Below are 14,057 nucleotides of genomic sequence, written 5' to 3' on the forward strand. Positions count from 1 at the left end.
GCTATAAAACAATACTGGATAAGGAATCTCACTTCTAAGATCCTTGCGTACCATAGTCCTGGATCGTTACCTTTACGTTATATTTGATTGGAACCTTACTAAATGTTTTATCCCAATCTTTTTCAACCTTTTTCCATACTTTAGGATACTTAATTCTTAACCTGTTACCAAATCCAGCTACATCGGTCTTATATTCCTTTTGCGTTTTTTTTAACGTCTGTTTCACCAGTCGCTTCACTTCTTGTTCCGTAGCTTTTTCTACACTTTTTAGAAATTTATTTTCAAAAGGTTCTCCCGAGACAGTCCGCTTTTCAGATAGACGTCCCTCTGATTGAACGTCTACATTAAAAGAGATATTATCCCCTTTAACGTGGGGCTGAATTTTACTTTTTATAGATTTCACTTCATACATGATAGGCTTTCTTGTCTCTTCATCAAAACTTCTTACCAAACTGCTTTTCCCTTTCCCGGTTATCCACATTAAGCCATCTAATTCATTTTCATTCAAAAAACCACGTAGCTTTTTTGTCTTCCCTTTGATTACGGCAGCTCCCGCAAATTTCACTTCTCCATTTATCGAAATGACATTTTGCAAAAGAAAACTAGCTCCTGACTGTATCTTTCCTGGCAATTTAGCAAGTGACATAGGCGGTAAAATCCGCGATGATCTATATTGATTATCTGTAATTCCACTTAAACGGAACGCTGGAATTTCTCCTTCTTCTTTCGATTTCAATGTCTCGCTCGCTCGCCCCTTACTAATTAGCACGAGACAACTTGGTCTCATCTCATTATCACGAATATATATATCCAGTAATTGTTTCAAACTATACGTACGTGCAAGGTTTGCACTAACAACAATCACTTTCGTGTGATTGAATTTTATAGGAAGGTCCCTTCTTAGTGCAACTTCACGAATCGATTGATGAAGGGAATCTCCAGTTTCAGAAATATTCGTGTAAGGTTTTTGTTGTGACACTCCACCTTTTCCCCCGCTTGATGATGATTGCGGTTTAACAAATTGATAGGTTGATGTTACAAGATTCTTTTTCCGATATCCCCCACCTTTTGCTTCTATCTCCTTCTCAACATCCGTCTCCTTCCCTTTATCAAATGCCAAACCTACTGTAAAACCTAGCTCTTCAATTTCATGACTGCTCCAACATCCTGTAAGAGCTAGAAGCAAAAAAACTGATGATACAACGAAAAGAAGCCGTATATTATTCACACTTCGGTTCATTCTTCCTCTTCCTCCATCTCGAAATTACAAGGAGAAGCAGTGGCAAGATACCGAATAATACAAGCGCTGCATTGCCAATCATATCCCCAAATTTAAATAAATCATTAATGTTTTTCGGCATATCAGCAATGATGTAAATAATCGGAAGAAGCCCATACATAAATGAGTGACTATCCTTGTTAAAAAGCTGTGCCAATCCCAAAGAAGCAGCATAGTAGCAGATTGTATACGTTGCAAAGATTTGCATAATCCATATCACAAGTAATAAAGACTCAAACCGTTCAAATACTAAACCGGGGATTTCAAAACTTCGCATAAGATCAATTGCAGGCCAGGTTCTCATTAACACCCCATCAACTGAAAACGCTCCTATCACCATGACAACTGTAATGACATAAAAGATTAAAGAAATAGTAGTTCCGATGAGAACAACTTTTACAGCTTGGCACGGCTGTTTCATAAATGCCAAAAGAAGCAACATGATTTCGACTCCTGAATATGCGATTGTTGTTGTTTTTATGCCTTTTAATATAGGGATAACTCCTAACCCTAATACAGGACGGAGATTATCCAACTCAAATATTCCTATACTCATAAAGGAAGTCAGCAAAAAAATGAAGACTGTAATTGGAAATATTATTTCAAACAGACGAGCAATAGAGTTGATACCGCCTAAGTTCAAATAAATACTCACCCACATAAATGGCATGATAATAGCCCACCTTGGAGTACCTTCCAATAAAAAAAAACTTGTTACTTCTCCTAGCACTCTAACTTCAAACGAGGAAAGCGTAACAAAGTAGCCTACAATGAGTAGACTAAGTAACGCCCCCACCCATTTCCCTACAATGTCTTGACTATATTGATAAAAAGTTTTTCCAGGAAACTTTTGACTTAATTTAACGATGATTACCCCTACAATCATCGCAATTAGTCCCCCGACAATAACAGTTATCCAAACATCTGGTGTCTTGACTTTCTCAGCAGCTGTTCTAGGCAGAGTGAGAATTCCTACTGCAAGTATGTAATTAATAAGAATGACAACTGCTTGCGAAGTAGGAATTCGATCTTTCGGGCCGGTAATCATCACTCTTCACTTCCTTTTCGTATTGAATCTTTCGGATTCAACATTTTCGGACGACGTTTCATCATCTGAAGTGGCATGCGAATCACGAAATCTTTCCAATCACTAAATCGATAAACAACCGCCGGACTGGTATAGGGCACACCAAAACTCTTCAATCTCGCTACATGACTGCATATGAAAAGAAAAAACAAAATGACCCCATATAATCCAAATATGGCAGCACAAAACATAGCTACAAAACGAAGAATACGCAGTGGAATTGCTGCACTATAATGTGAAAGAGCAAACGAGGAAATAGCGGTTGCTGCTACTACGATGACCATAACTGGACTAACAATCCCTGCCTGTACTGAAGCCTCTCCAATGATTAATCCACCTACAATCCCCATCGCTGAACCAATCGGTTTAGGCAGACGCAATCCTGCTTCCCGTAAAATTTCGATGGCTATTTCCATAAACAGCGCTTCTATAAGTGCAGGAAAGGGAACCCCTACTCGTCCTCCTATGATTGAAATAGCTAACTTAGTTGGAATCAATCCAGGGTGAAATGAGATAAAAGAAATATATAAAGCAGGTACAAAAAGAGAAATTATAGCTGCTCCAAAACGCAATAAACGGATAAATGTGCCTGGAATCCAACGTTCATAATAATCTTCAGGTGATTGCATCAGCATGCTAAATGTAACGGGAACTATTAAAGCAAAAGGCGTTCCATCTAATAAAATGGCAACCCGCCCTTCCATTAAGGCAGCGATGACCCGATCTGGGCGCTCGGTACTCTGCACTTGCGGAAAAGGACTGAGGTAATTATCTTCGATGAGCTGCTCTACATATCCGGATTCCGGTACATTATCAATATTGATTTTCTGAATTCTTTTCTTAACCTCTTCTACTAATTCTGGATCAGCAATCTCTTTCATATAGGCAATAACCAACTCTTTTTTCGCTCGCGTTCCTACCTGGAATTTTATTAATGATAAATCCTCATTTTCACCATGTAGCCGCAGCAGAGCGGTGTTATCATATAAAACTTCTGTGAATCCTATCCGCGGCCCTCTAACTGACACTTCTGATATAGGCTCTTCAATATTACGCGTTTTTCCTTTTCTTGTATTTAGAATAAATACCTCTGATAATCCATCAATCAAAAGTGCCGTTGAGCCCATCAAGACTTTCGACATCAATCCTTTTATAGAATGCACTTCTTCTATACCACTAACAGTAAGGACTCGATTCTTAATAAACTCTTTTGAAATGGTACCTTCCACATAAGATGGTGCACCCTTATATTCTTCATAAAAATTAGACATCAGTGACTTCAAAATATACATATCAATGAGCTCTTTATCCGACAGTCCTTCAACAAAAACAAGTGCCGCTCTAACATTTGTACATCCTATGTTAAACTCTCGAAAATGTACATCGGAGTTATAACGAATTTCTTCCTTTACACTCGCTAAATCCACGGTGAAATTGCCTGTAAAATGACCTGTTGCACTTTGCTCCTTATATGTGTCAGCTTGTTTTTCTATCTGCTTCATCTTTGATTCCTGTTCTTTCATCCTCATCACTCTTTCTCTACTGTACGGATCCGGCTAAAAACTCGTGAGGCCACATAAGGAACGAAAAATACGATAAAAGCTTGCACAAACACTTTCCAATCTGGAAGATACGAAATAAGCGGTTTCCACATTTTAATCACCCAATATCAGCAGTTGACACTGCGATTTTTTATCCTAATTGGAATTTCTTAAGAATTATTATGTCTGATATGAGGAAATTTAATCTATTTAAGGAATTAACCCTCACTTTCTGGTTGATATTAGCGCTCTAATAATTAGATGAATGATTAGACAAAAAATACAGTTTATTACTAACGATGAAGCATGCCCTTGCACAATCAAAAAAGAAGCATAACCCTAAGTTATGCTTCCTTATATATATTTAAAAGAGTATATCAATTGAATTAATTAAGTTTTCCTTTTTTAAACATCGAAACAATCGCCACAAACAACACAGAAATAATACCAGTTAAAAATAATACATAACTTACTGGAACTAAGAAGAAATAAGATTCTACAAGCAAACCATCTGGTGCCACGCTACTATTTGAGGCATGGATACTGATACAGATAATCCCTAATAATATTGGTGTAATAGCTAATAATAATTTCTTTTTCATCATATATTCTCCTCGTTTTAAATAATTAAGATTCATTTTTTTCATATTCTAAAATGTCACATGGTTGGCATTCTAGAACTCAAGCAATAAAAAATGGGATTCCAGTAATCCAAACAAATACATTGAAAGAATTATATAAACGCAAAACAGCAAACCAAAACATCCGCAAAAAATAATGATTAACTTTAATCATACGGATAATTTTTTCTGTTTCATAAAAAAAACATCCTTCAATTACTAACCATATAATCCAAAGCAAATTATAAATCAACGAAATTTTATCGTAAAACAATAAATTATTATCACTTTAAATAAAAAAGTTTGCGAAACATTTACTGTTCCGCAAACTTTTCCACTTGAATCATACTGTTTTATACAATCAATCGTTTACTAAAGAAAATATAAAAAGCACAAAGTAAAACGAATGTCCCTGCATATATTAATAAACTTTCTACTTGTACAATATCAGCCAGTGGTCCGAATATAATCATCCCTAATGGCAAAGCACATGAGTTAGAAATTTGTACAAGACTAAACACCCTACCGTGCATGGAAGGTTCAACTTCCTCCTGCAATAAGACTGTAATTGGAGTGTTGAAACAAGGCATCGTTATTCCAATCAAGAAGTTAAACAACAAATATACGACAAATTTTGGCGCGATACCTAATCCGACCATTATCAAGCCGTATAAAGCACATGCAAGAGCTGTCGTGTGCATGCGATTTCTAAAGCCACCCCACGCAGCGATTAAAATCCCTCCCACAGCAGCTCCAGCGCTGAAGGTCATTTCACTTGCTGTTAACCTCCACATTTCCGCACCAAAGGAACGACTCACCATTAAAGGTGTTAAAAATGCGGCAGGACTTGCTAAAATCATTACGATAATCAATAACACGAGCAATCGCTTAATGAACACATTTTCTTTTAAATAAGCAAATCCTTCTTTTATGCCTTGTACGTTAGACTTTTGCTGATTTTCCTTGTTTATATACGCTGGTACCTGAATCATAAACATGATGCCAATCCCGATGACTGCAGTCATAACATCAATAAAAAATGTAGCCTCAATACTTGCTATAGAGAGAATTGCTCCGCTTGCTGCCGGTGAAAGAAACATGATTAAAGATGTAATGCTACTGTTTACTCCATTTACTTTCATAAGATTATCTTTGGGAACAATCTGTGGAATCAAAGCATTAACAGCTGGAGTTTGTATCCCAGTCCCAGCCGACCGAATTAGCAATACAATGAAAAGTAACCAAATGCTCTTATAACCCGCTACAAATAAAATTGCTAAAATGAATGTCGCAAACGCAATTATCCCATCGGATAACATAATCATTTTCTTACGGTTATAACGGTCTATCCACACGCCGGCGAATAAAGAAATCGCAATTTGTGGAAAGAAACCACAAACAGTAGAAATGGTCAACATCATTCCAGATGATGTTGTAAGTGTGATATACCATATAATTGCGTACTGAACCAATGACGAACCAAACAACGAAATGGTTTGTGCTGTTAGGAATAGAACGATTTTTGTTTTCCAATTGTTATCATACATAAATTTATTTACACCCCTTGTTTCATCTCAAGTATTTTGAATAGGATTTACATTACGCCATTTTCTATATTGAAAATGCTATCTGCCCACTCACGATAAAAATTCCCTTCATGAGAAACGAGTAATACACTTCCCTTAAACCGTACTAAAGCGTTTTGTAAAGCTTTCTTTGCTTCCGCATCCAAATGATTCGTTGGCTCATCTAAAACTAAAAAGTTACAAGGAGTTAGTAATAGTCTGCATAATTTTACTTTTGACTGTTCACCACCACTTAATGTACGAATCTCTTGTGTTACATTCGTGTCTTTTACACCGCACTGCGCTAAATGATGACGAATTTCTTTCATATTCAGTTTTGAAAACTGTTCTGAAATAATCTGAATTGGTGTCATTTCCCCGTTTTCCCATTTCAAATCTTGCTCATAATAACCAATTTTTATTGGGTCTGCAAAATCAAAATCTCCTGAAATGCTCGGAATGCGTCCAACTAAAGTTTTTAATAATGTAGATTTTCCAATGCCATTAAATCCTGTAATAACAAGCTTTTGGCCGCCTATAACTGAGAAATTCAATTTTGGCAAAAGAGCTGAGTCATAACCCACCTCAAGGTCATTTATCGTAAGAACCGTCTGTTTTGAAAGATCAAATTCACGAAAACGAATAGATGGTTTATGAGTAAAAGCAGGTGGGGCAATTCGCTCCATCCTTTCGAGCTGTTTTCTGCGCCCTTGCGCAATTTTAGAATTAACTCCAGCCATATTTCTTCGAATATATTCTTCCGTCTTTTCAATTTGTTTTTGTTGTGCGTGGTACTGACGAATATAATCCTTTCGTAAATGCTCCTTTTGTCTTAAAAAATCTGAGTATTTACCGTAGTACTTCTTGATTGTTCCAAACTCTATATCACATATACAAGAAGACACTTCTTCTAAGAAATCAAAATCATGAGAAACAACAATAAAAGCCCCCTCAAACCCTACTAAATAACCAGCAAGCCATTCAACATGTTCTTTATCCAAAAAGTTCGTTGGCTCATCTAGCAACAGAACATTCGGTTTTTCAAGTAGCAACTTTGCCAAAATCACTTTCGCTCTTTGTCCACCGCTTAATTCTTCGATTCTACGATCCATACCAATCGCATCAATTCCTAAACCAGCAGCAATTTTATTTATTGTGCTATCTATCGAGTAAAATTCCTGTGCTTCAAGCTGTTCTTGATACTCAGCTGCTTGTAACAATTGTTCTTCACCGCCAGTTATCGCACTCTCCTCATATAACTTACTCATTCTTTTTTCCATTTCAAATAAATCTATAAAAGTCGTTTTTAAATATGCTAAAACCGTATGATTCCCATCAATTTCAGCATATTGATCCAAATGTCCAATTTGAATATTAGATTGCCATTTTATATCGCCGGCATCGGGAATAACTTCTCCCATCAATATTTTTATTAACGTACTTTTTCCTGATCCATTTTGTCCTACTACTCCCATATGTTCTCCTTTGTATAAATCAAAAGTAGCATTTTCATATAAGATTTTATCTATAAAACAATGTAATACATTTTCAACTTTAAGTAAGCTCATAATAATTCCTCTTTTCCTAAGAATAAAAAAAGCAGAGGGATAGCGTCATCCGACACTAGCCCTCTGCTTCGTAATTTTCGCTATATTACTCCAATTTGTAAAAGCTCATTGGAATACTATACACAAAGGGCCATAGACAAAGCATTGTCTATGGCCCTTTCATCTATTATTCATCAGCTGAATAGTCATAACTAAATAAGCATAGCAAAACTACACTTTTTTCGAAGACTATTCAGCCGATGAATATGAGAGACATTATGCTCCCAGATTAAGCTCCGTACAACGCTTCACCGTATACATTTGTGCGGAGCAAAGTTTTCTAACGAGTTTTACAAATTTTATATAAAGCATTTCAAGCACCTTCCTTATTCTTAAAGGGGATTTTAGCATATATTTCTGCAAAAGGTCAAGAAATAACCAGATACTGTAATCAACAGCTACATACTTCTATTCGATTTTTTACACTCTTATGCGATTGGCGTTCCATTTGCAACAGGATCATCCGGCTTTAACAGCACAACATCCCCTTCTTCTGGTACACCACCTACTACTAATACCTCAGATTTAAAACCTGCGATACGTCTTGGGGGAAAATTCACAACTGCAATTACTTGCTGACCAATAAGCTGTTCCGGTTCATATCTTCTCGTAATTTGAGCTGAAGATTGTTTCAAACCGATCTCACCGAAATCAATTTTTAACTTTATAGCTGGTTTCCGCGCTTCTGGAAACGGCTCTGCTTCTATTACAGTCCCAACACGAATATCTAATTTCATAAAATCCTCAATGCTTGCCACATGTATTACCTCCCGTTTTTACAATATCCATATTTACATTTTAGACACATATAATGAGATTTTTTTTACCGAAAATCAGTAATTTTTAACCATATGTCATGTATTCAGTACAAATGAAACGTTACCTTTCCGATATTGACTTGGTGTAATCCCCTCATATTTTTGGAATAAACGTGTTAAGGAAGATTGGTGTTCTAATCCTACTTGAATTGCGATGTGCAAAATAGATAAATTGGTACTTCGTAATAAGTATTTCGCCTTATTCAAGCGCACTTCTTGTATATATGCTGATGGAGATTTTCCTGTTTCTTTAAAAAACCAATCTGAATAATAGGAACGATTATAATGCTCAAGTTGCGCAAGTTTTTGCACCGTTATATTCTCATGATAATGTTCATGAATATATTGAATCGACTTAGGTTGTTGCTCTTGTCGTAAACAATGTGAAATATACGGATAGAGCTCTTTAAGCGCAGATCCTCCCTGTTCTATTTCATTCAGGATCAGATAGCGAATCCCTTTCCACTGATTCGTAAATTGATAAGAAATCCCCCTATTTTGTAACTCACCCGCTGGAATCATAAAATGGGGAATATCCAGAACCAAAAATTCATTACGCACAGAAGAATGAAAAGTATGATCACACTCGGAAGGAACAAAAAATAATGTTTTCTGGTCTATAAGGAGGTTTTGTGCCCCAGCCTTTATAACAAGTTCTCCTTGAAGGGGTAAAATGAGCTGGGCATAACTATGGGAATGTGTATCTTTAGCAGCTGTATACATTCGGCGTTCCGCTACAATCTCTTTATATGTTTCCATTGCATTTTCTCCCTTTTCGTATTTGGATTCATAATACCAAAAAAAGTAGTGCGAACCAACAGCCTGGTCTGCACTACTTCTTTATTTAATGTTTCTTCAAATCCCTCATATTAGATATATATAAAGCAATAACTAAAATAAGAATAGCCCCTGCATATAATAATGTTTCAAGTGGTTCCTCATGAGAAACGATAATTAATCGAATAAGCGCTGTAATTCCTATATAAATAAAATACCGTAGCGGAAAGTGATAATTCGATTTGAAGTACTTAATAATTAATGCGATAAATTCAAAGTATAAAAAGTAAACGATAATACTTTCAACTAATTTATACGATGTGTATTTTTTTGTGGAGAATATATATTGTATAAATGTGATTGTTTCATTAATTAGAAAGATAGATAGAACAATGGATAGGATAATAAGAGCTGTATTTAATATCCATTGTAAAACACTTGCAATAAATTCATCGACATTAAATGATCGCATTTTCTAGCACTCCTCTATAGGTGATTACACTTATTTATTATAACAAAGTTATTTTGATATGAGATTTTTCAGAATTAACATATCATTTCATCCTTATACCTTGCATTACAAGTTATTTCCATGTTATCTTGATTATAATACTTGCATTGCAAGGTATTGTTATAATCCTTTACCTTGTATTACAAGTCATTAAAAGAGATATACGAGTAGGAGGCTAAAATGGCGGACTCAACGCAAATGCTTAAAGGAATTCTAGATGGCTGTATTTTAGCTATCATTCAAGAAGGTGAAGTATACGGTTACGAATTAACAGAGAAATTGCATAGATACGGCTTTCACTCTTTTAGTGAAGGCACAATCTATCCATTACTATTACGCATGCAAAAAGAAGGCTTGCTTACAAGCGAATTAAGAGAATCAACCGCTGGGCCTAAGCGAAAGTACTATCAGTTATCAGAATTAGGAGAGAAAGAATTAACTAGCTTTAAAGAGCGCTGGACCGATTTAAAGCTATCTGTGGAAAAAGTGATGAATAAAGGTGGCGAATAGAATGTTATCAACAAAATCCGAACAATTTTTAATCGAACTCAGAATGTATTTACTGCAGCGCGGAAAAAAAGATGAAGATATAAATGCAATAGTGGAAGAGTTAGAAGTTCATTTAACAGAAGCCGAATCAAGAGGACAAAGTGTAGATCATATCATTGGAAAAAGCCGTAAACAGCATATGAAAAATATCGGGAAAGAACTTCCAACAGACAAAGAAGGGTTACTCATAATAATTCCCGCTGCGATTTTAGTGATTATTGCTTATATGTGCGTAGCTCCAGCCATTAGAGGGGAATTCAAAATTTCACAAAACATATTATTATTTGGATCACTACCAGTATTCTTAACGCTGGCGCTATTTGCAGTTGTATTTTTTAAAGGACTTCCGAGAGTATACCCATCTAAGAAAAGCTCAATGATTCTTTTAATCCTAACGCAATTCATTACTATCGGAGGATGGGTTGGCTTTTATTTTTGGCTAGATGGACGCCTTGATACAGATTACTTTGTAGCAACGACTATGCAAAATTATGCCATCGCTAGTGTATGTCTTCTTATTTTTATTTTATTCGCATTGTATACAAAATCATGGGCTACAATTTTAGCTGCATTCGTAATTTGTATCGGCCCACTTTTAGAACACGTTATTCCACCTGAAATAAACAAAGACCCGATGTATATTACACTAGCGGTTATCATTAGTGTGGTCATAGGTATTTTGCTAATCATCTATTTCTACAAGAAAGGAAAAGCCACTTCCAATACTTAAGGAGTGGTTTTCTCCTATTCCATAGACGTTACCCTTATTCTCCGCATGTATAAGGTATCTCCATCATTTGCACTACTCTTCCCTTATCACTACTGAACTCAATTCGATATTCAAAAATTTTTTAAGTAACAAATTCATTTCCATAAATAAATCCTACGACATACAGCGATATCATAAATAGACTCTCCCTCTTTTAGCAAAGATTCCACTGACATTAGTCACCTTGCTTCTTTAGGAGATGAGTGTTTCAAGTGAATACTACATACAACTATGCTCAAATTCCATACATCTCCTATCCCAGAAACCTCTCTAATCATTCCCTTTGAATTGAAAAATATCTTGATTAATCATTTCATGAAAATACCTATCCATTTCTTCTGCTGAAACACTTTTTCCATTTTGTAACCACCATGCACTTAACGTTGTAATTACACCAGAATGGAATTCGATAATTAACTCATTTGGTATCGTATGATTTTTACAAATCCGATTAAGTTCTTGATTCTCCTGTTTTCTTATTTCATGAGTCTGATAATGTATACGGCTAATAAATTGTTCATCATCCATTTGTGACTCTAATATTTTACCAATCTCTTCATGGTATAAGAATTGTTCCATTACTTGAAATGGCTTACTTAATCGATCTAAAAGTGGTATTTTAAAAACTTCCTCTTGATATTTTTCAAATCCAAATGCCAATAACGCATCTTTATCTTCAAAATGTTTATAGAATGTTGTTCGATGTACCATTGCACGATCACAGATTTGGTTGATAGTAATAGAGCTATATTTCTGTTTTGATTGCGTCATTAATTCAAATAAAGACTCCCACAATAATTTATGTGTACGTCTAATACGTAAATCCAGCTGCCCCTCATTCTTTTTCATCTACATTTCTCCTTTTCTGTAGATTAATTATACAACTACTGAAAATTGATTCTCCCTTTTTTTAATCTACACATGTATATTATATTGCAGGTGATCCTTTGTATACAAATGTATTAAAAAGAAAGACAAAAAGTAGGAGGAAATTCAATACATGAATATGACAACCACGAGTTCTACAAGTAGCAAGGTTGATATTTCTAATATTAAACATACACCAATTTTAATTGCACTAATTTTAGGTGCAATGGTTGCTTTTTTAAATGAAACATTACTTGGTAATGCTTTAACCGTATTAATGAGAGAATTTGATGTAACAGCTTCAACAATTCAATGGCTTTCTACAGCCTACATGTTAGTTGTTGGGATTTTAGTACCGATTACAGCTTTGCTTCAACAATGGTTCACAACAAGACAAATGTTCTTAACCGCCATGTTAACATTTTTAGTCGGTACATTGATTGCTGGATTCGCACCGACATTTACCGTTTTATTAATCGGTCGGATTGTCCAAGCAATCGCTACAGGGTTAATTTCACCACTACTAATGAATACGATTTTAATTATTTGTCCACCTGAAAAACGTGGTGCCACAATGGGCTTAATCGGACTTGTTATGATGTTTGCTCCAGCAGTTGGTCCTACATTATCCGGATTGATTGTCGATTCACTTAATTGGAGATGGTTATTCTACGCTGTTATTCCTATCGTAATCATTTCTATTTTAATTGGAATGAAGTACATTCAAAATGTCACCGAGTTAACACGACCAAAAGTTGATTATTTGTCAATCCTTTTATCAACATTAGGTTTCGGTGGTATCGTGTATAGCTTTAGTGCTTCAGGTGATTTAGGATGGTCAGATTCTAAAGTTTATTTCTCTTTAATTATTGGAGCCATATCGTTATTCATTTTTATTGTTCGTCAATTAAAGATCGATAATCCAATTTTAGAGTTACGTGCATTTAAATTTCCAATGTTCACTTTAACCGTTGTGTTAATGTTCATCGTCATGATGTCGCTGTTCGCATCAATGACATTATTACCAATGTTCTTACAAACCGTTTTACTTGTTTCAGCCTTTAAATCGGGGCTAATCATGCTACCAGGGAGTATTGTTAGTGGCATAATGGGACCAGTTGCAGGTAAATTATTTGATAAATTTAGTCCAAAGGTTATTATCATCCCTGGCATTGTGTTAGTAGCCTTTGCAATGTGGCTATTCGCAGGCATTAACCCTGAAACAACATCGACACAAATTATTTTAATGCACAGCTTATTAATGATTGGACTCATGTTTGTGATGACAGCACAAACATATGGTTTAAATCAATTGACACCAGAGCTTTATCCACACGGTACAGCGCTCTTTAATACATTACAGCAGGTAGCTGGCGCGATTGGCACAGCTATATTTATATCGAAAATGTCTTCAGGCACAACTCAATATATGGAAAACTCAGCAAATCCAATGGATTCAGTAGAAAAATTAAACGGCTTAACATCCGGCTTCCAAGAGGCATTTAAGCTTGGATTGATCTTTGTAATTGTTGCCCTCGTCGTATCGTTTTTCTTAAAAGGACAGAAAAAGAAAGCAAAAACGACACAGCTCTTACACAATGAAAATTAAAGGAGCCTAAAAAAGACATCTTTACTTGTTAAAGATGTCTTTACTAAATGAACATTACGTTCTCTTGAATATAGGTATAGCAGTAAATAAAACAGCCTGTAATGTTGATTTAAATATATGCTCTTTAAAAAATTAGATATTTATAGGCTAGTTTAAAAGAGGTGCTACAATGATAAAAGTAACTAAATCTTCAATAGAAAAGGCACGGATAGAATACGCAGTATTAAAGGAAACAAATCATACAAAAGCGATATTATTTCGGTTATATGAAGACGCTGATGATAAAATCGATAGGCTTTCTATTATACGTACTTATCCTAGCGAAGCATTTGTTGTTGCAGAAAAAAATGCTCCACATTTAGTTGAACAAGGTGGTATTCATCAGTTATTTCAGATAATCGAATAGCGATGATAGAACTATAACAGGCACAAAATAGGGCTATACCTTCTTCTGATGT

General features: G+C 35.4%; 14 protein-coding genes. 4 read left to right on the forward strand and 10 right to left on the reverse strand.

Translation table 11 applies throughout. The features are described 5' to 3' along the window. Positions 1-34: 34 nt before the first annotated feature. The 9 genes from HRG09_RS11745 to psiE form a co-directional block, all read right to left on the reverse strand. Positions 35-1,240 (reverse strand): Ger(x)C family spore germination protein, encoded by a 1,206-nt coding sequence (locus tag HRG09_RS11745; RefSeq protein WP_174100977.1) that lies wholly within the window; start codon positions 1,238-1,240, stop codon positions 35-37. Next, a complete protein-coding gene (locus HRG09_RS11750; RefSeq protein WP_174101060.1) occupies positions 1,221-2,327 on the reverse strand; it encodes a spore germination protein in 1,107 nt (368 codons plus the stop codon). The genes HRG09_RS11745 and HRG09_RS11750 overlap by 20 nt, the downstream gene beginning before the upstream one ends. After that, on the reverse strand, positions 2,327-3,868 hold the full coding sequence (locus HRG09_RS11755; RefSeq protein ID WP_375335756.1) for a spore germination protein: 1,542 nt from the start codon (positions 3,866-3,868) through the stop codon (positions 2,327-2,329). Before HRG09_RS11755 ends, HRG09_RS11750 begins: the two co-directional genes overlap by 1 nt. Before the next feature lie 425 nt (positions 3,869-4,293). Then, complete coding sequence (locus HRG09_RS11760; RefSeq protein WP_254610061.1) at positions 4,294-4,512, reverse strand: DUF3955 domain-containing protein; 219 nt, start codon at positions 4,510-4,512, stop codon at positions 4,294-4,296. Positions 4,513-4,880: 368 nt separating this feature from the next. Continuing rightward, a complete protein-coding gene (locus HRG09_RS11765; protein WP_174100980.1) occupies positions 4,881-6,074 on the reverse strand; it encodes an MFS transporter in 1,194 nt (397 codons plus the stop codon). Between the two features lie 47 nt (positions 6,075-6,121). Further along, positions 6,122-7,660, reverse strand: a complete 1,539-nt coding sequence (locus HRG09_RS11770) for an ABC-F family ATP-binding cassette domain-containing protein (RefSeq protein WP_174100981.1) — start codon at positions 7,658-7,660, stop codon at positions 6,122-6,124. A gap of 467 nt (positions 7,661-8,127) precedes the next feature. Beyond that, complete coding sequence (csaA, locus tag HRG09_RS11775; RefSeq protein ID WP_174100982.1) at positions 8,128-8,457, reverse strand: chaperone CsaA; 330 nt, start codon at positions 8,455-8,457, stop codon at positions 8,128-8,130. Between the two features lie 96 nt (positions 8,458-8,553). Beyond that, positions 8,554-9,276, reverse strand: coding sequence for an AraC family transcriptional regulator (locus tag HRG09_RS11780; RefSeq protein ID WP_174100983.1), 723 nt, complete (start codon positions 9,274-9,276; stop codon positions 8,554-8,556). 85 nt (positions 9,277-9,361) lie between these two features. Further along, the gene (psiE, locus tag HRG09_RS11785) at positions 9,362-9,766 is read right to left on the reverse strand and encodes a phosphate-starvation-inducible protein PsiE (RefSeq protein ID WP_174100984.1); all 405 of its coding nucleotides are present in this window, start codon (positions 9,764-9,766) and stop codon (positions 9,362-9,364) included. Between the two features lie 219 nt (positions 9,767-9,985). Between psiE and HRG09_RS11790 the strand changes: the two genes are divergently transcribed. Beyond that, positions 9,986-10,315, forward strand: a complete 330-nt coding sequence (locus HRG09_RS11790; RefSeq protein ID WP_174100985.1) for a PadR family transcriptional regulator — start codon at positions 9,986-9,988, stop codon at positions 10,313-10,315. A 1-nt stretch (position 10,316) separates the two neighbouring features. Then, positions 10,317-11,084: an NADH dehydrogenase subunit gene (locus tag HRG09_RS11795; RefSeq protein WP_174100986.1), complete on the forward strand. Its 768-nt coding sequence runs from the start codon at positions 10,317-10,319 to the stop codon at positions 11,082-11,084. 309 nt (positions 11,085-11,393) lie between these two features. Here the strand turns inward: HRG09_RS11795 and HRG09_RS11800 are convergent, their stop codons facing one another. Then, positions 11,394-11,972, reverse strand: a complete 579-nt coding sequence (locus tag HRG09_RS11800) for a TetR/AcrR family transcriptional regulator (RefSeq protein WP_174100987.1) — start codon at positions 11,970-11,972, stop codon at positions 11,394-11,396. A gap of 151 nt (positions 11,973-12,123) precedes the next feature. Between HRG09_RS11800 and HRG09_RS11805 the strand changes: the two genes are divergently transcribed. Next, on the forward strand, positions 12,124-13,599 hold the full coding sequence (locus tag HRG09_RS11805; RefSeq protein ID WP_174100988.1) for an MDR family MFS transporter: 1,476 nt from the start codon (positions 12,124-12,126) through the stop codon (positions 13,597-13,599). A gap of 169 nt (positions 13,600-13,768) precedes the next feature. After that, positions 13,769-14,005, forward strand: coding sequence for a hypothetical protein (locus HRG09_RS11810; protein WP_174100989.1), 237 nt, complete (start codon positions 13,769-13,771; stop codon positions 14,003-14,005). Positions 14,006-14,057: the final 52 nt, after the last annotated feature.

This window comes from Bacillus sp. Xin1, from assembly GCF_013314535.1.
GTDB lineage: Bacteria > Bacillota > Bacilli > Bacillales > Bacillaceae_G > Bacillus_A.